This window comes from Frankia sp. CcI49 (assembly GCF_001983215.1).
GTDB lineage: Bacteria > Actinomycetota > Actinomycetes > Frankiales > Frankiaceae > Parafrankia > Parafrankia irregularis.
Genome location: NZ_MOWP01000054.1, coordinates 1 through 21,826, shown reverse-complemented (window position 1 = coordinate 21,826; position 21,826 = coordinate 1). Strand labels below are relative to the sequence as shown.

Genomic DNA, 21,826 nt, shown 5'->3' with positions numbered 1-21,826 from the left:
CGGCCACGTGCTGCGCGCCGCCGCCATACGCAAGGCGTACGGTGCCCAGACGGTGCTCGACGGCGTCGATCTGACCGTCCCCGCCGGCTGCCTCACCGCCCTGGTCGGGCGCTCGGGTTCGGGCAAGACCACGCTGCTGCGGCTGCTCGCCGGCTTCGACCGCCCCGACGCCGGCACGATCACGATCGGCGACCGTCTCGTCGCCGGCCCCGGCCGCCAGGTCCCACCGGAACGGCGTCGCATCGGCTACGTCACCCAGGAAGGGAGCCTCTTCCCGCATCTCACCGTGGCCGGCAACATAGCCTTCGGCTGGCCCTGGCGGGCGCGCCGGTCGCGCCGGAACCGTCGCGATGTCGGCGAGCTCCTGGACCTCGTCGGCCTCCCCGAGCGTTACCTCCGGCGGTTCCCGCACGAGCTTTCCGGCGGCGAGCAGCAGCGGGTGGCGCTCGCCCGCGCCCTCGCCCCCCGGCCGGACGTCATCCTGCTCGACGAGCCGTTCTCCGCGCTGGACCCGGAGCTGCGCGCCACCACCCGGCAGGCCGTGACCGCCGCGCTCGCCGCGACCGGCACCACCACGGTCCTCGTCACGCACGACCGCGTCGAGGCGCTGTCCATCGCCTCCCGGGTCGCCCTGCTCCGCGACGGCGCGATCCTGCAGGAGGACACCCCGACCGGCCTCTACCACCGGCCCGTGGACCACCAGGTCGCGGCCTTCGTCGGCGATCTGACGGTGGTTCCCGCGGCGCTGCGCGGCACCGTCGCCGACACCCCGCTGGGTGCCGTCCCACTGTGGCACGACCAGCACGGGACCGGCCGGGTCTTCCTCCGCCCCGAGCAGGTCGAGATCACCGAGCCTGGCGCGGGGCACACCGACGCGACGGTCCTGACCGCCGACTTCCGCGGCGCCGACGGTCTGCTCGCCCTGCGGGTCGGTACCCCGTCCGGCGACGTCGACGTCACCGCCCGCTGCGCCGCGCACCACCTCCCGGCCGCAGGCCAGCGGGTCGGGGTGCGTGTCAGCGGCCCGGCGACGGCGACCGCTCCCGCGGATGCGGACGCGACTTGACGGGCGTCAGCGTTGCTGCCGGGGCCGGCGTCGGGATCGGCCGCGGCGCCGGCGTCGGCGTCGCGGCTGGCGTTGACGCTGACGCCGGTGCCCTGTGCGGGGTGCCGTTCGCCCGTGACCTGCGCCGCCACGGCTCCGCGCTCGCCGTGGTCGGCGCCGACGGGCAGGCGCTCACCTATGACGAGCTGGCGGACCGCGTCGACGAGGTCGGCGCGCGGCTGGGGCCGGGACGCCGACTCGTCATGATCGCTGCCTCGGACGGGCTGGAGCCGCTGGTCACCTACCTGGCGGCGCTGGCCGGCGGGCACCCCGTGCTGTTCAGCGGCCCCGACAGCCGGTCCGTCGAGCCGCTGGTGTCGGTCTACGACCCGGACGTCCTGCTGCGCCAGGGCCCTCCCGGGTGGCGGCTGGCGCACCGGCGGCCGGGCTCGGCCCATGATCCGCACCCGGCGCTCGCGCTGCTGCTGTCCACCTCCGGGTCGACCGGGTCGCCGAAGCTGGTGCGGCTGTCGGCGACGGGTGTGCAGGCCAACGCCGAGTCGATCGCCACGGTTCTCGACATCCGGGCGTCGGACCGGGCACCCGTCAGTCTGCCGTTCCACTACTGCTACGGCCTGTCCGTCATCAACAGCAACCTGCTGCGCGGCGCCGCCCTGCTGCTGCCCGGGACGTCGGTCGTCGACGAGGCGTTCTGGGCGACGTTCCGGGATCACGGCGCGACGAGCCTGCACGGCGTGCCGTACACCTTTGACCTGCTCGCACGAGCCGGCTTCGCGGCGATGGACCTGCCCAGCCTGCGCTACGTCACGCAGGCCGGCGGCGCGTTGCCGCCGCGCCGAGTGCGGGAGCTGGCCGAGCTCGGGCAGCGCCGCGGCTGGCGGTTCTTCGTCATGTACGGCCAGACCGAAGCGACGGCCCGGATGGCATACCTGCCGCCGGAGCTGGCCGCCAGCAACCCGGGTGCGATCGGCCGGCCCATCCCCGGTGGCTCGTTCGAGATCGTGCGTCCCCGCCCGAGTGCTCCAGGCACCACCGTCCCGGACGGCGATGACCCCGCGGATGGGCCGGGCGAGCTGGTGTACCGCGGGCCGAACGTGATGATGGGCTACGCCGAACACGCCCGTGACCTCGCGGCGGGCCAGGTCGTCGACGCCCTCGCGACCGGCGACCTGGCCCGGCGAGGCCCGGGAGGGCTCTACGAGCTGGTCGGTCGCGGCTCACGCTTCGTGAAACCGTTCGGCCTGCGGATCGACCTCGACCGCGTGGAACGGCTCCTCTCCGAGCTGGGATACCCCGCGGCCTGCGTCGGCGTGGACGAGGTCCTCGTCGCCGTCGTCGACCCCACCGAACCCACCGCCCCCACCGAACCCGCCGGGCCGGCGGCCACCGCGACCCACGCCGAGCCGGTCGGCACCGAGCCGGTCGGCACCGAGCCGGTCGGCACCGAGCCGGTCGGCACCGGGCAGGCCCGCACGGAGAAGATCCGGGTCGAGGTGGCTGCGGCGATCCAGGCCCAGACCGGGCTCCCGGCCGGCCAGGCCCGGGTGGTGGTCGTCCCAGGGCTGCCCAGGCGTCCGAACGGGAAGGTCGACTATCCCGCGGTCGCCGCGGTCGCGGCGGTCACCGCGCCGGGGGACCCGGTGACCACGGACATGCCCCCGACGCGACTGCGCCTCCGGTTCGGCGAGGTCCTGAACCGGCCGGAGGTTCCCGACACGGCGACGTTCGTCGACCTCGGCGGCGACTCACTCACCTATGTCCAGCTGTCGCTGGAGATCGAGCGCGCCCTCGGCTGGCTCCCGTCGGGCTGGCCGACCATTCCCGTCGGCGAGCTGGAACGGATGGCGGTCGAGCCCGCCACCGACGTCGGCCCGGCCGGGGCTCGCGCGCCGCGCGGCCTGCGCGCCGTCGAGGTGGACGTCGTGCTGCGCGCGGCGGCGATCGTCCTCGTCGTCTCGAACCACATCGGGCTGTTCAGCCTGCTCGGTGGCGCGCACCTGCTGCTTGTCGCCGCCGGGTGGAACCTCGCCCGGTTCGGTCTCGTCCCCGGGCGACGCGGCGTCAGCCGGCGGCTCCTGCGCAGCGCGGCGCGGATAGCCGTCCCGTCCATGCTCTGGCTCGCCGGGCGAATCGCCACCAGCGGCGAGGGCTCGGTGACCAACGTGCTGCTCGTCGACAACTACGTGCGCGACGGGGTGCCCGGTTACTGGTTCGTCGAGGTCCTTGTCCAGACGTTGCTGGTACTCGCCGCGCTCTTCGCGATCCCGGCCGTGCGCCGCCTGGAACAGCGGCACGACTTCGCCATGGCCATGGCCGTGCTCGGTGCGGCGCTGGTCGCAAGCCTGGCCGCGGACCCGGATGTGAGCGGCGCGTTTCCGACCCGGCTCTACGTCACCCATGGGGCGCTCTGGTTCTTCGTGCTCGGATGGGCCGCGCAGCGGGCGACGACCGCGCGGCGCAAAGTGATCGTCATCGCGGTGGCGGCGGGGATGCTGCCGGGCTACTTCGACGACGCGATCCGCGAGACGATCGTCGGCGCCGGTCTGCTGGCGATGATGTTCCTGCCACGTCTGCTGCTGCCGAGGGCGGCCGTCGCCGTCGCCGCGGCGGTGTCGAACGCGTCGCTGTACATCTACCTGACGCATTTCGCTGTGTATGAACGGGCGCTGCCCCATGCGGCTCCGCTCGTGGTCCTGTTCGGTTGCCTCGGGGCCGGTATCGGTACCTGGATGATCACAGTACGGCTGTGCCGCATGGGCTGGCCGCCGCGTGCACTGTCCGCGGCAAGGCCCAGCACGTCGGATGTGACAGTCGGAGGCGCGCAGGAGGGTAGGGGCGGCCGGCGGAGCTCTCGGCAGGCCGCGCCGGTCAACCTCCACGTGGGATGCTGATCGCCGTCGGTGATGGCTGCGCCGTGGTGCGTACGTGTCGGCTTCGCGGGGTGGTGAGTGGCGGACGACTTGTCGCCTGAGCAGATCCGGGCACTCGGTGAGGCGTTCGCCGATCCGGTGTCTGCTGGCCAGTTGCTGGAATGGGCGGGTCTGGGGCGGGGGCGTCATCCGGCCTGGCCGGTCCAGGGCGCTGAGCAGTTCTGGGGGGAGGTCTCCAGGCTGCTGCGCGCGGGTGCGCTTGTCGGTGGCAGGGCGAGTCTGCTTGCGCTCGCCGGGGCGCTCTATCCGGCGAACAGGGTGTTCGGAACGGAAACCTTGGACGCGTCCGGTCAGGTGGAGTCGCTGTTCGAGGTGCCGTGGCCGCCGAATCCGAACTTCGTCGGGCGGGAACAGGAGCTGGCTGGCCTGCGGACGCGGCTTGCTGGGACGCGTTCGGGGGCCGCCTGTGCGCAGGTGCTGTACGGGCTTGGCGGGGTCGGCAAGACGCAGCTCGCGGTCGAGTACGCCTACCGTTTCCGGGGCGAGTACGACCTGGTGTGGTGGGTGGCAGCGGAGCGGCCCGCGGAACTGGTCGGCGGCCTGGCGGCGCTCGCGGTCAGGCTGGGAGTCGCCGTCGAAGGCAGGGCGGCGGAGTCGGCGAGCCGGGCGGTCGATCTGCTCGGCGCACGAGGGGCCGGACGGTGGCTTGTCGTGGTCGACAACGCGGGTGCGCCGCCCGAAGGCACGAAACACGACGGCGGTGAGGCGCTGCTCCTCGCGGTGTTGCGGGCGGCTGGGCGCGGCGGGCATGTGCTTGTCACGTCCCGGGATCCGACCTGGCTGGGGGTGGCGGACGCGGCCCTGGTGGACGTGCTGCCGCGGACCGACGCGGTGAGACTGCTGCGCCGGCGGCTGCCCGGGTTGCCGGAGGAACCGGCCGGTCGGGTGGCGGAGCTTCTGGGTGATCTGCCGCTGGCGGTGGAGCAGGCGGCTGCGTGGCTCAGCCGGTCCGGTATGGCCGTCGACACGTACTGCGGGCTCGTCGGGCAGCGCACGCGAGAGGTCCTCAGCGAGGGAAAGCCGGTCAGCTACCCGGTGCCCGTCGCGGCGACCTGGACGCTGGCCGTCGAGCGACTCGACAATCCCGCCGCGGTGTGGCTCCTGCGGCTGTGGGCACTGTGCGGGCCGGAGCCGATTCCCGCGTCCCTCATCGGTCCGGGCGCGGTCGGGCTGCTGCCGCCCCCGCTGGCTCCCGCGGCGACGGACCCGCTTCTGCTGGGCCGGCTGATCCAGATCCTGACCGCGGTGGGTCTCGTCCGCGTGAGCCCGGAGGGTGTGGTGCTGCACCGGCTGGTCCAGGCCGTGCTGCGGGAGCACACGCCACCCGACCTGCGTGACACGGCCCGACGCACGCTGCATCGGCTGCTTGTCGTGGCCGCCTCTGGGGACCCCGGTTCGCCCGACAGCTGGCCCACCTACGCTCAGCTGCTGCCGCACGCGCTCGCGGCGGACCTGGCTGACAGCGACGAGGAGGGTGGCCGTCGTCTGATCCTGCGACTGGGGCGATATCTGCGCGTGTCCGGCGACTACCACGCCAGCCTGGCGTTGGGCCGTGACACCTACCGGCGCTGGAGGGCCAGCCTCGGGGAGGGCCACGAGGACACCCTGCAGGCCGCCAGCGATGTCGCCGGGACGCTGCGGGACCTGGGCGACTGGGCAGCGGCCCGCACGCTGGAGGAGAAGGTGCTCGCCCTCCGGCAGGAGATCTTCGGCGACGAGCACCCGGACACACTGACCGCCGCTGGCAGTCTCGCCAACACGCTGGGTATGCAGGGCGACTATCCGGCAGCCCGAGCGCTGGAGGAGCGGGTGCTGGCAGGCCGTCGGGCGGTCCTTGGCGACGACCATGTTCGGACCCTGACCGCCGCGGCACACCTCGCGAAGAGGCTGCGGATCATGGGTGAGTACGCGGAGTCTCGTGCGTTGGGGGAAATGGTGGTGGCCCGCCGCCGGGAGGTACTCGGTGAGAACCATCCGGACACCCTGGCCGCCATGGCGGACCTCGCGAACACACTCGACGCGAACGGCGATCACGACGGGGGGCGCGTGCTGGGTGAAACGGTACTGGCCCGCCGCCGGACGGTTCTCGGTGAGGACCATCCGCATACGTTGAGGTCGGCGTGGGATCTCGCCGAGACGCTGCGGTCCGCTGGCGACCACGGTAGCGCGCGCACCCTTCTGGAAGAGACGATCACCCGAAGTGAGCGCATTCTTGGTGCTGATCATCCCGACACGTTGAGTATGGCTGTCACCCTTGCCGGCGTGATGCGGGCGGTGGGCGCCCACCAGGAAGCCCGGGTTCTGCTCGAAGACGTGCTCGCCCGCGGCCGGGATGTCGTCGGCGACGATCACCCGCGTATGATCATCGCGTCCGCCGAGCTAGCTGACGTTCTTTTTGATCTCGGCGACTATCCCGCGGCCCGAGTGCTGACCGAGTCGGTACTGGCGCGAGAGCAGAGAATGCGCGGAGAGAATCACCCGGCCACGCTCCTGTCCGCGGCGGATCTGGCACGTGTGCTGCACGCACTGGGTGAAAGTCCGGCGGCCCAGGCACTCGAGGAGAGGGTGCTCTCCGGCCTCCGGCAGGTGCTTGGCGACGATCATCCATACACCCAGAAGGCCGCAGCCTCGCTGGCGGCGACGCGACGACAGGCAGCCGACCAGGCCCTGCCCCCTTCGTAGGCGGGGCCGAGCGACACCGGCCGCGCTGGCATCGGGATCAGAACGTCCGCCACTGATCGTGGCGAGCTTTGTGATCAGTCCTGTCTCGTTCGTACCTGCCGAGCCGTGATGCTCGGCCGCCGGGGGGGAGGCGCTCGCTGGGTGGGACATCCGCCCGAGAAGACCGCTTGACTCCGTGAAACTAGTTTCTGAAACTAGTTACATCCGATGCGCTTCGCCTGTGCGGGACCACGCGTCGGCATGACGTCGAGGAAGGACGGACGGGTATGGCAGCGAACGTGATCGTGATCGGTGCTGGTGTGTACGGGGCTGCGGTGGCCGCCTCGCTGGCACGGCGGGGGGCACGCGTGGTCGTGGTGGAGGCGGGTCTGCCCGCGCACGGCACCTCGGGGGCGACGTTCTCGTGGACGAACGCCTCGGCCAAGCCTGCCGGGCCCTACCGGGACCTCAACGTCGCCGGCCTGGCGGCACACCGGCGCCTGGCGGCCGAGGCGACCGTTGCGACCAGGGCCGACTGGTACCACGAGAGCGGCAACCTGCAGTGGGCCGCGGCCGGTGACGACGAGGCGCGCCAGAAGCTGCGGGCGAAGGTGACCGGGCTCCTCGACGACGGCTACCAGGCCCGATGGCTGAGCAGGTCCGAGGCGGCGGACATCGAACCGGGGATCGACCCCGCCGGGCTGCCGGCTGACGAGATCGCCTTCTTTCCCCACGAGGGGTGGGTCGCGCCGGAAAGGTTGATCAGTTACCTGCTTTCCGTGGCCGCCGCCCATGGCGCCGAACTGCTGACCGGCGACGGCGTGGTCGCCCTGGAGACATCCGCCGGCCAGGTGAGCGCCGTCCGGATGGCATCGGGCCGAACCCTGGCAGTCGCGGCGGTGGTGAACTGCGCCGGGCCCCGTGCCGGCGTGATCGCCGAACTCGTCGGCCTCGACCTGCCGATGCGCAACACCTGCGGCCTGCTCGTCCGCGTGTCAGCCGCGGCGCTGCCGGTGTCCCGGGTCGTACACGCCCCGCGCGTCCACCTGCGGCCGGACGGCGCCGCGGGGCTGCTGATGCACTCACCCGCGCTGGACGAGGCAGTGCGAACCTCCGACACCGGGCCGGTCGTCGCCGACGACACAGCCGTCCGGCGTCTGCTCGAGGCCGGGCGGGCACTGTGCCCGGCGGCTCATGACGCTGCCGTGGACGGCGTCCGCATCGGCGAGCGGCCCATTCCCGGAGACGGCCTGCCGGTGTTGGGACGAGCGGCGGACCTGCCGAACTTCCACTTCGCCGTCTCGCACAGCGGGGTGACGCTGTGCCTGCAGGCGGGTGGTCTGGTGGCGGACGAGGTGCTCGGCCTCGACCGGGACGAGGCCCTGGCACCCTTCCGGTTCGAGCGGTTCCGGGCGGCGCCTGGCCCCGCGGTCGGCGCGATACCGTCGTAGCGGCGTCGGGACCGTCGCCGAGCGGCGTGCGGTCGCGGCGCGCGCTGCTATCCGTGGGAGGCGCTCCGCCGCCCGTGGGAGGGAGGACGCGCGGCGACCATGGCGAAGCGAGTGACCATCGGCGAGGTGGCCGCCGATGCCGGGGTCTCGGCGGCCACCGTCTCCCGGGTCCTCAACGGCGGTGCGGTCACCGAGGAGACGGCCAGCAGGGTCTGGGCGGCGGTGCGCCGGCTCGACTACACCCCCAACGCGCTCACCAGGAGCGTGTTCGCCGGCCGGTCCAGCACGATCGGCGTGGTCATGCGGGACCTGAGCAGCCCCTTCTTCCTCGATCTGATCCGCGGGATCGACGACGTCGCGGCCGCCAACGGGAGCCTCGTCATGTTCGCCAACACGTTCCGCCAGCGCGACCACGAGACCGCTCTGATCCAGATGATGGACGAGCACCGGGTGCGCGGCCTGATCGTCACGACCGGGGACCGGACAGACACCCGCATCCGCCGGATGGCCGAGGGCGGCACGCCCTGTGTGGTCGTCGCACGCAGGTTCGTGAACCCACCGGCCGGCCTGCACACGATCCGGCTGGATGACGCGGCCGCTGGAGCCCTGATGGCCGGGCATCTCGCCGGGCGCGGGCGGACATCCATCGGCGTGGTCACTTCCGGGGACCGCCCGGCGCAGCGGGAACGGGTGGCGGGCCTGCGCCGGTGCCTCGCCGAGCACGGCCTGGCGCTGCCCGGGGAGGCGGTGGCCTCCGCCGAGACCGAGCGGGAGGCCGAACGGTCAGTGGCTGCCCTGCTTGACGGAGCCCGGGGCCGGGGCACGCCACTGGACGCGATCGTCTGCACCACCGGCCGCCTGACCGTCGCCGTGCACACGGCGCTGACCGGCCGCGGCCTCACCATCCCCGACGACATCGCCTTCCTGACGACGGACGACTTCCCCTGGGCCACCGCGCTCGGGCTATCGGTGATCACGCAGCCTTCGTACGAGATGGGCCGCCGCGCCGCCGAGCTCGTCGTCGACAACCCCGGCGGGTCGGCCGATGTGGTCTTCGAACCAGATCTGGTGCCGCGCGGCTCCACCGACCTGGGGCGGGCGTCCCGGTAGCAGGTGAGCAGCCCGGCCTCCCGATCGGCGGTGACGGAGGCAGCTCCCGCGTCCGCGGATCGCCGTTCAATAATAGATATTATATCCAGATTCGAGGAGACTGGATATATGACCGACACGACCGATCTTCTCACCGGCGCCCCGCTGCGTCCGCCGCTGCCCTTCGACGTGACCGGAAAGGTGGCGCTCGTGACGGGCGGCGCCCGCGGGATCGGCTACGCCACCGCCCGCCGGTTCCTGGAGGCCGGCGCGGCGGTGGCCGTGAACGACATCGACGAGGCCGCGCTGGCGGCGGCCGTCGCCGAGCTGCGGACAGTCGGCCCGCCGGTGCTCGCGCTTCCCGCGGACGTCGGCGACGTCGAGCAGCATCGCCCGATGATCGAGCGGACCATCGCGGAGCTCGGCCGGCTCGACGTTCTCGTGAACAACGCCGGAACCTTCCAGCCGACGCCGCTGGACGCGCTCGACCCCGCGCTGGTCGACCAGTTGTTCGCGGTCAACGTCAAGGGACTGCTGTTCCTCTCCGCCGCGGCGGCCGAGGTGATGAGGCCCGGCGGCTCGATCGTCAACGTCTCGTCGCTCGGCGGGGTCCGGCCGCCCTTCGGTGGGCTCGCGGCCTACCACGCGACGAAGGGCGCGGTCGACAGCCTGACCCGCGACATGGCGATCACCTGGGGTCCCAAGGGGATCCGGGTCAACGGCGCGGGTCCCGGGGGCATCCTCACCGAGGGCCGGGACCAGGTCAGCGCGCATCCGTTGTTCCCACCCGAGATGATGGCCGAGATCATGGGACGGGCAACCGGCCGGCCGCTGGGCCGGATGGGCTACGCCGACGACCTGGCCATGGTGATCCTCTTCCTGGCCACCCCGGCCGCCGGCTTCATCACCGGCCAACAGATCCTCGTCGACGGCGGTTACTACTACGCCTGACGGCTCGGAACTCCCGGGCGGGCCTTACGCCTGGCGGGAGACCCACTGGGTGATCGCGGCCGCGCCGGCCGACGGGTCCTCGACCATCCAGAAGTGGTTGAGGCCTTCCAAGCGCAGGGTGTCCGCGCCGAGCGCCTGCGCCACCTGGGCGGAGAGGTCGGCGTCGTCGGTGGGATCCGCGGTCGGCTGCAGGATCAGCCCGGGCCGGGCTGACCGGCCGGCCGACGCCGCCTCCCAGCCGGTGTGCACATTCGGCATCGCGGAGCGATAAAGGTCGAGAATGGCCGTGGCCATCGTGGCGTCGAAACGGGTGGCCATCCGGCGGCACTCCGCGGGCGGTACGCCGACATACGCGAGCAGGGCGAAAAAGTTGGCCGGGTCGTCGATGGGGACCGCGAGCAACCTCTCCATCCACTCCTCACCGTCGCCCGGGGTCTGCCACACCTGCGCATAGTCCTGCCACACGTAGTCACGGTGGGAGACGGCGGCGACGTCGATGGCCCAGCTGCGCACCCGCTCCGGGTACGCCGTGGCGATCCGCAGCGTCAGCAGTGATCCCCAGTCGTGCCCGATGATGTCGATCGGACCTGGGACCGCGTCGAGCTGCTGAAGGATCCAGGCCACCTGCGCGTCTCTGCCGCCGGCGAAACCCGGCGGCGTCGCCGTCCCGAAGCCGGCCAGCTCCACGGCCACCGACGGGAGGTCGAGGCACTCCCGGACGCCGTCCCAGATCTCCGCTGTCTCCGGAACGCCATGAACGAGAACAATGGTCACGTCGTCATATTCCAGCATAACGTCCCCTGGCGCCCGGATCCCACCACGCCCAAGCCAGAGCCGCCAAGCCAGAGCCGCCAGGCCGAGGCTGCCGTGCCCGTGGCATCGCACAGCCGCGGTGGTGCTGGCCCGACGGCCTGGATCGCGCTGCGGCCGCTGCCAGCGGCGGCTGAAGGAGCGGGCACCGGTGGGGCGGCCCGCGACGGACGGTCGCGGTGTGACGTCCGAGCGGCGGGCACGGTGCGGAGGGTCGATCCACCGGCCGGCGGGGAGATCGGATTAGTGCCGCCGATCGTGCGATCGAGATACCGGTTCCAGGTGCCGGGAACAGGTGTTTCGGGAAGCGCTGGCGACCGGTGATTTGTAGGGTGATTCTCGTCCGGCACGCCCTGGATTCGGCCGCGATCCACCCGGCTGTTTCCGCGATCCATCCCGCGGTGTTCAGGAAATCGAGTGTCAGATGGATCGCGGGGAAATCATCGTGCGCGCCTCCGCCTTTGCCTGCCCGGGCCAGGCGGCGCCCGCCCCGGGATGGAGAGGCTGACACGATGACGGTCCGCGGGGAGACGGCGCGGTCGGAGGTGACCGGGGCAGACCCTGGGCCGGCTGTGTCCGCGATCGCGGTGGTCGGCCTCTCCTGCCGACTGCCCGGCGCCGCCGATCCGGATGCGTACTGGCAGTTGCTGATCAATGGCGTCGACGCGGTCGCGGAGCCGGGTCCGGCCCGTGGCACCGCGGCCGGCCAGGCCGACCGCGGAGAACGGCCCGGACCCGCCGGCCAGATCGGTCCACTCGGGCGCTCCGGAGACGCGGTAGACGCCGGAGATGCCGGGGTCGCAGGAGCTGCCGGAGCTGCCGGAGATGACTGGCCCAACCTGGTCGGCGTCGGCGGGTTCCTGGAGCACGTCGATCACTTCGACGCGGACTTCTTCGGTGTCTCGCCGAGAGAGGCCGACGCCATGGACCCGCGGCAGCGGCTCGTCCTGGAACTGGCGTGGGAGGCGCTGGAGGAGTCGCGCCGGGCGCCGGACGGGCTGCGCGGCTCCCGGACGGGTGTCTTCGTCGGGGCGACCGGGGAGGACTATGCGCTGCTCGCCGCGCGACAGGCCCCGGGGCCGTCCGACAGGTACCTCGCGACCGGACTGTCGGCGGCGCTCATCTCGAACCGGGTGTGCCATGCGCTGGGCCTGAGCGGGCCGAGCATGACCGTCGACACCGCGCAGTCCTCGTCGCTGGTGGCCGTGCACCTGGCCTGTGAGAGCCTGCGGCGCGGCGAGTCGGACCTCGCGCTCGCCGGTGGGGTCCAGCTCAACCTCGCCCCCGAGAGCACGCTGCGGATGCGCGGCCTCGGCGCGCTCTCCCCCGACGGTCGGTGCTTCGCCTTCGACGAGCGGGCGAACGGCTTCGTGCGCGGCGAGGGCGGCGGGATGGTCGTCCTGCGCCGGCTCGACGACGCCGTGGCCGCCGGCGACCGGATCCACTGTGTGATCCTCGGCGGCGCGGTCGGCAACGACGGCGGTGACGGTCCGCTGGCGGTGCCGAGCGTGCGGGCGCAGCGGGACGTCCTGCGGCGGGCCTGTGCGGCCGCGGGCGTGCCGCCGGCCGAGGTGCAGTATGTCGAGCTGCACGGAACCGGGACGGCGGTCGGGGATCCGGTCGAGGCCGAGGCGTTGGGAGCGGTGCTCGGCGCCGGCGCCGGGCGCGCGCCTGGCGCGCGGCTCCCGGTGGGCTCGGTGAAGACCAACATCGGGCATCTGGAGGCCGCGGCCGGCATCGCCGGGCTGATCAAGACGGCGCTCTCGATCGGCAACCGCGCGCTGCCCGCGAGCCTGCACTTCACCCGGCCGGGGGCTCGGCTCCCGCTGGACCTGCTCGGCCTGCGGGTGAACGTGTCATCCGCGCCCTGGCCGGCCCCGGAGCGGCCGCTCGTCGCGGGGGTCAGCTCCTTCGGCGTCGGCGGCACCAACTGCCACCTGGTCGTCGCCGAGCCGCCCACGCCTGCGCCGCCCGTACCCGCGACTGCGGTGCGGCGCTCGCCGGTGGTGTCCTCGCCGCCCGCGCCTGCGCCGCATTCGGCGGTACGCGCCGRCCGCTCGGCGGCACGCGCCGACGATCGGCCGGATCGGCGAGAGACCGGGCACGAGGATGTCGAGCCGGGAGCCGTGCTGCCATGGGTCGTGTCCGCGCGGTCCGCGGACGCGCTGCGGGCCCAGGCCGCCCGCCTGCTCGACCTGCTCGACCGCCGGCCCGACCACGACGCGGTCACGGTGGGACGGTCGCTGCTCACGACCCGCTCCGCGTTCCGTACCCGGGCGGTCGTGCTCGGCGCGGCCCGCGACGACCTGTGTGCCGGCCTCGCAGCCCTGGCCGCCGGGCGGCCGGACGATGACGTCCTGGTGGGGGCCGCCCACCGGGCGGGGCGGCAGCCGGTCCTGGTCTTTCCCGGTCAGGGCTCGCAGTGGGGCGGCATGGCCGCCGAACTGCTGGCGACGTCCCGGGTGTTCGGGGAACGGCTGGCCGAGTGCGACCAGGCGCTCGAGCCCTTCACCGACTTCTCGATCATTGACCTCCTGCGTGCCGGCGACCAGCGGGGGCCCGGGGAGGGCGGGGGAGAGCCGCGGGCTGACGTCGCCCGGGTGGCGCTGTGGGCGGTGACGGTCTCGCTGGCCGCGGTGTGGCGGTCGGTGGGGGTGCGGCCCGCGGCAGTGCTCGGGCAAGCCGACGGGGAGATCGCGGCGGCGACCGTCGCCGGCGGCCTGTCGCTCTCGGACGCGGCTCGGGTGGTGGCGCGGGGCGGCCGTGCGGCCGTCCCCATCCGTCCGGGCGGGTGCGCTGTTCCGTTCGTGTCGTCCGGCACGGGCGGTCCGCTCGGCCCGGCCGAGCTGGACGCGGACTACTGGGAGACCGGTCCGCGCGGCGCCGCCCGCTTCGACGAGGCGGCCCGACATCTGGTGGACGCGGGGCACCGGCTGTTCCTGGAGGTGAGCCCGCACCCGGTGCTGACCGGGAAGGTTCGCGACGCGCTGTCCGCCGTGGCGGTCGACGGGGCCGCGCTCGGGACGCTCCGGCGTGGCGAGGGCGGGCCGCACCGGGTGCTGCGCGCGGCCGCCGAGGCCTACGCCCACGGCGCGCCCGTCGACTGGTCCCCGTGGTACCCGCCGGGTTCCGTCGTCGACCTGCCCACCTACGCGTTCACGCGGTCACGGCATTGGCTCGGCACACCGCGACCGGACCCGGCGCCGACGGCAGCCCACCAGCCGCCCGCGCCCGCACCGATACCCGTCTCCACACCCACACCCACACCCACACCCGCGCCCGCGCCCGCGGTCGAGCCGGCATCCGCATCCGCGATCACAACCGAACCCGTCCCGGTGCCCGGGCCTGCGGTTCCGGGGGTGGCTGAGCCCACCGCGGAGCCGGGACGACCGGCACCGGCCGGGCCGCCGGGACACGGCGAGCGGCGGGCCGCCGACGCGCAGCGCGTCCGGGAGATCGTGCGCCGGGCTGTCGCCGGGGTTCTCGGCCACGACAGCCCGGACGCGGTCGCGCCGGCCCGCACCTTCGTCGAGCTCGGCATCGACTCGCTCGGGGCGGTCGAGCTGCGGGAACGGCTCGGCCTCGCGACCGGGCTGCGGCTGGCCGCCGCGCTCGTCTTCGAGTTCCCGACCCCGGAGCTGCTCGCCGCCCACCTGTGCACGGCCCTGGATGACGCCGCGCCAGACACCCGGGCGCGGGAGGGCACACGGGCCGCGGCGCCCGACGCCGTTCACACCCTCCCCGGCAGCAACGGCCGCTCCGAGGCCAGGGCCGGGGTGGGCGCGGCTGAGAAGGCCGTCGCTTTGGGCGGCCTGGGCACCGGCACCGGTGTTGACGACGATGATCCGATCGCGATCGTCGGGATGAGCTGCCGCTTCCCGGGCGGCATCGACAGCCCGGACGCGCTGTGGGCCGCGGTCGTCGACGGCGTCGACACGGTGTCCGGCTTTCCGGTCGGGCGGGGCTGGGATCTGGACGGGCTCTACGACCCGGACTCCACCCGACCGGGCACGAGCTACACCCGGAACGGCCACTTCCTGCACGACGCGGACCTGTTCGACGCCGCCTTCTTCCGCATCGCCCCGCGCGAGGCCGCGGCGATGGATCCGCAGCAGCGGCTGCTGCTCGAACTGAGCTGGGAGGCGCTGGAACGGGCCCGCGTCGACCCCGCGTCGCTGCGCGGCCGGCAGGTCGGCGTCTACGTGGGAGTCATGACCCAGGAGTACGGCCCTCGGCTCTACGCCCCGGCGGAGCGGGCCGGCGGCGATCTGCTGACCGGCGTGCTGGCCAGCGTCGCGTCCGGGCGGATCTCCTACTCCCTCGGGCTCGAGGGCCCGTCACTCACCGTCGACACCGCGTGCTCGTCCTCGCTGGTCGCGCTGCATCTCGCCGCCGAGGCGCTGCGGGCGGGCCAGTGCGAGCTCGCGCTGGCCGGCGGCGCGACGGTGATGGCGAACCCGGGCCTGTTCGTCCAGTTCTCCCGCCAGCGGGGCCTGGCGCCGGACGGGCGGTGCAAGTCCTTCGCCGCGGCGGCGGACGGCACCGCCTGGGGCGAGGGCGCCGGTGTGCTGGTGCTGGAACGGCGGTCGGACGCGATCCGGCGCGGCCATCGCGTCCTCGCGCTGGTGCGCGGCTCGGCGGTGAACCATGACGGCGCGTCCAACGGACTCACGGCGCCCAGCCCGGGCGCGCAGCGGCGGCTGATCCGCGACGCGCTCGCGAACGCGGGCCTCACCCCGCTGGACGTGGACGCCGTCGAGGCACACGGGACCGGTACCGCGCTCGGGGACCCGATCGAGGCGGCGGCCCTTCTCGCCACATACGGACAGGACCGCCCGGCCGACCGGCCGCTGTGGCTGGGGTCGCTGAAGTCCAACATCGGCCACACCCAGGCCGCCGCGGGTGTCGCGGGTGTGATCAAGATGATCAGGGCGATGGAGCAGGGGCGGCTCCCGGCCACCCGGCACCTCGACGCGCCCTCCCCGCGGGTCGACTGGTCCGCCGGCGCGGTGTCGCTCCTGACGTCGGCGGTCGACTGGCCGTCGACGGACCGCCCGCGCCGCGCGGGCGTCTCGGCCTTCGGGATCAGCGGCACGAACGCCCACGTGATCATCGAGCAGGGCGCACCACCGGCTCTGGACCTGGCCGAGACGCCCGGACATCCGAGCTCGTCCCGCTCGCCCAGCCTCTCGGGCTCGTCTGGTCCGGCGGGTGAGCCCGGCCCGTCAGGTAAGCCTGGTTCATCGGGTCTGCCTGATCCGACCGGCCCGCGTCCCACGCCCTGGGTGCTCGCCGCCGCCAGCCCGACCGCGCTGCGGGCACGGGCGCGGCAGCTGATCACCGTGCTGGAGGACGGCGACCGGGGCCTGGCCCTGCCGGACATCGGACTCTCCCTGGCCCGCACCCGGTCGGCCTTCGACCATCGGGCGGTGGTGCTCGGGCGCGACCGGGTCGACGTCCTGCACGGCCTGCGGACCCTGGCGGACGGTGAGCCGCCGCAGGCCACCGGGTCGGCGCCTGGCCGGGCCGGTACCGCAGGCCCGGCGGCGTCGGTCGTGCGGGGTACGGCGTCGGCCGGCGCGGCGGCCCCGGTGTTCGTGTTCCCCGGCCAGGGATCGCAGTGGCACGGCATGGCGGCCGATCTGTTCGCGTCCTCGGGCGTGTTCCGCGACCAGATGACGGAATGTCATGAGGCGCTGGCCCCGCACTGCGACTTCTCGCTCGTCGACGTCATCCGCGGCGAGGGCGACCCGCGGGCCCTCGACCGGGTGCCGGTCGTCCAGCCGGCGCTGTGGGCGGTGATGGTTTCGCTCGCGCGGCTGTGGGCCGGCTACGGGGTGCTGCCCGGCGCCGTGGTCGGCCACTCCCAGGGAGAGATCGCCGCGGCCACCATCGCCGGCGCGCTCACGCTGGAGGAGGGCGCTCGGGTGGTCGCCGTCCGCGGCCGGCTGCTCGAGTCGCTCGCCGGCAGCGGCGCGATGGCCTTCGTCCCGCTACCGGTCGCCGAGGTCCGTCGCCGCATCGGGGAGCTCGGGGCGGACGACCTCAGGCTGGACGTCGCGGTGGTCAACGGGCCGCGGTCGACCGTGGTGGCCGGTGAGCCCGGGCCGGTGGACGCCCTGGTGCGCGCGCTGCAGGACGAGGGGATCCAGGCCAGGCGGATCCCGGTCGACTACGCGTCGCACTCACCGTCGGTGGATCCGCTGCGGGAGCCCCTGCCACGCCGCCTCGGTGCGGTCGACGCCCGGGCCTGCCCGGTCCCGTTCGTCTCGACGGTGACCGGGGACGTCCTGGACACGACCCTGCTGGACGCGGACTACTGGTTCCGCAACCTGCGTGAGCCGGTGCGCTTCGACGCCGCCGTGCGCACCCTGATCCGCGCGGGCTACCGCCACTTCGTCGAGATGAGCCCGCATCCGGCGTTGGTGCTGTCGGTCGAGGAGCTGTTGGACGAAGCGGACGCCGAGGGCTCCGCGTCCGGCTCGCTGCACCGTGACGACGGCGGGCTGGACCGTTTCCTCACCTCGGTGGCCCGGTTCCACGTCACGGGCGGAGAGGTGGACTGGTCGGCGGCGTTCGGCGGCACCGCCCGCGTCGTCGATCTGCCGACCTATCCCTTCGACCGCCAGCGCTACTGGCTGGCGGCGCCGGACGGCACGGCCGCGGCCAGCGTCGCGTCCAGCAACGGCAGCGGTGACGGCAACGGTGGTGTGGGTGGTTCCGGGGCGGGTGGTTCCGGGGCGGGTGACGCCAGCGGGCTGGTCGGGGCTCCTACGGGGCACCCGCTGCTCGGCGCGGCGATGGACGTCGCCGGGCGGGACGAGTCCGTGCTCGCCGGCCGGGTGTCGCGGAACACCCATCCCTGGCTCGCCGACCATGCCGTCAGCGGCGTTCCCCTGCTCCCGGGAAGTGCCTTCGTCGAGGCCGCCCTCGCCGTCGGAACCGGCGCCGACTCCGATCCCGGCCACCTGGGTCCCGGCCACCTGGACGAACTGACGCTGCACGCGCCGTGCCTGCTTCCTGAGCGCGGCGCCCTCGATCTCCAGGCGGTTCTCGGGCCGGCCGCGGCCGCGGACGGTTCGCGCCCCGTCGACGTCTACTCACGGCCGGCGGACAGCATTCCCGGCGAGCCGTGGACCCGCCACGCCGCCGGCCGGGTCCGGCCCGGCGGTACCAGGCCGGCCACCACTGACTGGGCGTTGAACTGGCCGCCGGAAGGCGCCGACGCCGTCGATCTGCGGGACGCCTACGACCGGCTGGCGGCGTCCGGCTACGAATACGGGCCGGCCTTCCGCGGCCTGCGGGAGCTGTGGCGGGCCGGGGACGTTCTGTTCGCCCAGGTGGAGCTGCCGCCGGAACGCAGCGCCGAGGCGCCGCGCTTCCTGCTGCACCCGGCCCTGCTCGATGCCGCCCTGCACCCGGTCGTGCTCAGCGGGCCCGCCCTGACCAGGCCTTCGTCGGACGGTTCGGCGTCGGATAGCTCTGCGCCGGATGGGTCCGCGGCAGGAGAGATCGCTCTGGAGGGGCCGGCGATCCGGCTGCCGTTCCTCTGGGCGGGGGTCCGCGTCTACACCGCCGGGGTGACCGCCGTTCGGGTGCGGCTGTCACCTCGCGAGGACGGCGTCACCCTGGCGATCGCGTCCACGGCGGGGCGGCCGGTAGCGGACGCGGAGGCGCTCGTGCTGCGATCGACCTCCACCGCTCGGCTGCGGGAGCTCGCCGCACAGGACCGTGACCCGCTGCTCGGTCTGCGCTGGACCGCACCGCCCACTGCCGCACCGCCCACTGCCGCACCGCCCACTGCCGCACCGCCCGGCTCCGGCTCCGGCTCCGCGGCCTCCGGTGCCTTGGCCGCCTCAGGCTCGGCCGCCGCCGACGACCCGGAGTGGACGGTGGTGGGAACCGGCCCCGTCGCCGCGGGGCTGCGCCGCCATCAGGCACTGTCCCGGCCGGCACCGGCTGATCTGATCGCCTTCGTCGAGGGGCCCGAGACGGCGCCGGTCGTGATCCTGGACGCGACGGACCAGACGGACCAGACGGACCAGGAGAACCAGGCGGAACGCGCGGGGCCGGCCGCCGCGGCGCGGGACGCGGTCCAGCGCATGCTGGGCCAGTTGCGCGGCTGGTTCGCCGACGAGCGATCCGAGACCAGCCGCCTCGTCGTCCTCACCCGCGGCGCGCTGTCGGCCGATCCGGCCGGGCCGGCAGGATCGGCCGCCGGACCGGCGGGGCCGAGCGGCGCACGGGTGGAGCCGGCCGCCGCGGCACTCTGGGGCCTGCTGCGGAGCGCGCGGACAGAGCATCCAAAAGGACTGGTGCTCCTGGACCTGGACCCGGACGAGGCGACCGCACCCACACCGGCCCTGGTCGCCGCCGCGCTCGCGACCGGGGAACCCGAGCTGGCGGTGCGGGCCGGGGCACTGCGGGTGCCACGTCTCACCCGCCTGCGCCACCCCGCCGACGCGGGCTCGTCCCGGCCGGTGGGCTCGTCTGGGCGTCCTGGCCGGATCGACCCGGACGGAACGGTGCTGATCATCGGCGGGACCGGGACGCTCGGCCGGCTGCTGGCCTGTCATCTCGTCGACCGGTACGGGGCGCGGAACCTGCTGCTCACCAGTCGCCGGGGGCCGCGGGCGCCCGGCGCGGGCGACCTCGTCGCGGACCTCGCCGAGCGCGGCGCCACCGTGGAGATCGCCGCCTGCGACGCGGCGGACCGGCCCGCGCTCGCCGGTGTCCTCGCCCGGATCCCGGCGGACCGCCCGCTCACCGTCGCCGTGCACGCCGCCGGCGTGCTCGACGACGGGGCCGTCACCTCGCTGACGCCGGACCAGGTCGAGCGCGTGCTGGCCCCGAAGGCCGCGGCGGCCTGGAACCTGCACGAGCTGACGGGCCGCGACGACCCGCCGCTGCTGGTTCTCTTCTCCTCCGCCGCGGCCACTCTCGGCACCGCGGGCCAGGCCAACTACGCGGCCGCGAACGCCTTCCTGGACGCGCTGGCGCTGCGCCGGAGGGCGGATGGCCTGCCGGCGGTCTCGATCGCCTGGGGCCTGTGGGAGCCCGACAGCGCGATGACGGCGCACCTCGGCACGGCCGACCTGGCCCGCCTGGGGCGTCTCGGCGTCGCGCCGATGCCGGCGGAGACAGGCCTGGCGCTCTTCGACGCGGCACTGCGTCTGGACGCGCCGCACGTGGTTGCGGCGCGCCTCGACCTGGCGGGCCTCGCCGCCACCCACCCGGTCCCCCCGCTGCTGCGGGGTCTCGTCCGCGCGCCGGGCGAGGGGCCCGGACTCGGTACCCGCCTCAGCGCCGGTCGGGCCGGCCACGGCAGCCAGGCCGRCCACGGCCATGGCTACGGGGCCGGCGGCGACGCGGGTCGGACGTCGCCGGAGGCCGACGAGGCCACCTTCCTCCTGGAGCTCGCGGCGGCGCCCGCGGCACGGCGGGGCGGACTCATCCTCGACCTGGTGCGCGACAGCGTCGCCGCGGTGCTCGCGCATTCCGGCCCGGAGGCCGTCGATCCCGCGCGCCCGCTCGCGGCCCTCGGCCTGAACTCGCTCGGCTCGGTGGAGCTGCGTGACCGGCTGCGGTCCGCCACCGGGCTGCGGCTGGCCCCGACGATGGTCTTCGACTTCCCGACCGCCGCCAGGATCGCCGCGCATCTCGCGGACCGGCTGGCCGACGTCGTTCCCGCCACCGAGGGTCCACAGGCCGCCGCGGAGCCCGAGCCTCCGGTGCCCTCCGCGTACCCCATGTCCCCGGTGCCCTGGGCGCCGTCGGCGCGCACCGGCGGCGAGGACGTCCCCGCGGTGCCCGCATCGCTGGAGAACGCCTCGGACGACGAGTTGTTCGCGCTCATCGACAACGAGCCATGAGCCGGCGCCCGCCCTGCCCGCCGCACCCGGCCCCCGCGGCCGGTACCGCGCTCCGACCACAGCCGAAACGGGAGACCGCGTGACCGACGAGGAGAAGCTGCGGGGCTATCTCAGGCGCGCGACCGCGGAGCTGGTCGAGGCACGGCGCCAGCTCGCGCGGGCGACGGCCGCGGCGACCGAGCCGATCGCCATCGTGGGGATGGCCTGCCGCTTCCCCGGCGGGGTGGAGTCACCGGAGGACCTCTGGGAGCTGGTCGTCACCGGCGGGGACGCGATCACCGAGTTTCCCACCGACCGGGGCTGGGACCTGGCCGGCCTCTACGATCCGGATCCCGACGCGGTCGGGAAGTGCTACGTCCGCCACGGCGGGTTCCTGCGGGGGGCGGCGGATTTCGACGCGGCGTTCTTCGGGATCTCGCCGCGGGAGGCGTTGGCAATGGATCCGCAGCAGCGGTTGCTGCTGGAGGTGGGGTGGGAGGCGTTCGAGCGGGCCGGCATCGACCCGACCTCGCTGGATGGTGAGCGGGTCGGAGTCTTCACCGGAATCATGTACGGCGACTACGCCCTGGCGTCCGCGGCGGTGCCGCGGACCGCGGCCGCGCTGGAAGGGCATCTCGCGCTCGGCAGTGCCGGCAGCGTGGCCTCCGGCCGAATCTCGTACCAGCTGGGCCTGCAGGGGCCGGCGGTGACGGTGGACACGGCGTGCTCGTCGTCGCTGGTGGCGATCCACCTGGCGTGCCAGTCGCTGCGTTCGGGGGAGAGCACCCTCGCCCTCGCCGGTGGCGCGACCGTCATGTCGACGCCCACGAACTTCATCGAGTTCAGCCGGCAACGCGGTTTCTCCCGCGACGGCCGATGCCGCTCCTTCTCGGATTCGGCTGATGGGACGGGGTGGGGTGAGGGGGTGGGGCTGTTGGTGTTGGAGCGGTTGTCGGATGCGGTGGCGGCGGGTCGGTCGGTGTTGGGTGTGGTGCGGGGTTCGGCGGTGAATCAGGA

9 protein-coding genes are annotated in these 21,826 nt (G+C 74.1%); 8 read left to right on the top strand and 1 reads right to left on the bottom strand.

The window, feature by feature from the left end; all coding sequences use genetic code 11:
• Nucleotides 1–7: 7 nt before the first annotated feature.
• From CcI49_RS38420 to CcI49_RS38395, 6 genes are all read left to right on the top strand, one after another.
• Entirely contained in the window at nt 8–1,066 is a 1,059-nt protein-coding gene (locus CcI49_RS38420; protein WP_054566394.1) for an ABC transporter ATP-binding protein, read from the top strand.
• Between the two features lie 101 nt (nt 1,067–1,167).
• Entirely contained in the window at nt 1,168–3,957 is a 2,790-nt protein-coding gene (locus tag CcI49_RS38415) for an AMP-binding protein (protein ID WP_347280176.1), read from the top strand.
• Between the two features lie 57 nt (nt 3,958–4,014).
• Nucleotides 4,015–6,678: an FxSxx-COOH system tetratricopeptide repeat protein gene (gene fxsT, locus CcI49_RS38410; protein ID WP_076834606.1), complete on the top strand. Its 2,664-nt coding sequence runs from the start codon at nt 4,015–4,017 to the stop codon at nt 6,676–6,678.
• A 266-nt stretch (nt 6,679–6,944) separates the two neighbouring features.
• On the top strand, nt 6,945–8,108 hold the full coding sequence (locus CcI49_RS38405; RefSeq protein ID WP_076834603.1) for an FAD-binding oxidoreductase: 1,164 nt from the start codon (nt 6,945–6,947) through the stop codon (nt 8,106–8,108).
• Nucleotides 8,109–8,207: 99 nt separating this feature from the next.
• Complete coding sequence (locus CcI49_RS38400) at nt 8,208–9,218, top strand: LacI family DNA-binding transcriptional regulator (RefSeq protein WP_076834601.1); 1,011 nt, start codon at nt 8,208–8,210, stop codon at nt 9,216–9,218.
• A 108-nt stretch (nt 9,219–9,326) separates the two neighbouring features.
• On the top strand, nt 9,327–10,148 hold the full coding sequence (locus tag CcI49_RS38395; RefSeq protein WP_054566398.1) for a glucose 1-dehydrogenase: 822 nt from the start codon (nt 9,327–9,329) through the stop codon (nt 10,146–10,148).
• 24 nt (nt 10,149–10,172) lie between these two features.
• Here the strand turns inward: CcI49_RS38395 and CcI49_RS38390 are convergent, their stop codons facing one another.
• Nucleotides 10,173–10,940, bottom strand: coding sequence for an alpha/beta hydrolase (locus CcI49_RS38390; protein WP_083749976.1), 768 nt, complete (start codon nt 10,938–10,940; stop codon nt 10,173–10,175).
• Nucleotides 10,941–11,470: 530 nt separating this feature from the next.
• On the opposite strand from CcI49_RS38390, the gene CcI49_RS44335 reads away from it, so the two are divergent.
• Nucleotides 11,471–20,830, top strand: coding sequence for a type I polyketide synthase (locus CcI49_RS44335; RefSeq protein ID WP_083749975.1), 9,360 nt, complete (start codon nt 11,471–11,473; stop codon nt 20,828–20,830).
• 79 nt (nt 20,831–20,909) lie between these two features.
• A partial coding sequence (locus tag CcI49_RS38380; protein ID WP_198955753.1) for a beta-ketoacyl synthase N-terminal-like domain-containing protein occupies nt 20,910–21,826 on the top strand: 917 nt, incomplete at its 3' end.

Bases quoted from the DNA above. Each gene is read 5' to 3' on its own strand.
- CcI49_RS38400 (WP_076834601.1), top strand. From the start codon at position 8,208: ATGGCGAAGCGAGTGACCATCGGCGAGGTGGCCGCCGATGCCGGGGTC.
- CcI49_RS38395 (WP_054566398.1), top strand. From the start codon at position 9,327: ATGACCGACACGACCGATCTTCTCACCGGCGCCCCGCTGCGTCCGCCG.
- CcI49_RS38405 (WP_076834603.1), top strand. From the start codon at position 6,945: ATGGCAGCGAACGTGATCGTGATCGGTGCTGGTGTGTACGGGGCTGCG.
- CcI49_RS38390 (WP_083749976.1), bottom strand. From the start codon at position 10,940: ATGCTGGAATATGACGACGTGACCATTGTTCTCGTTCATGGCGTTCCG.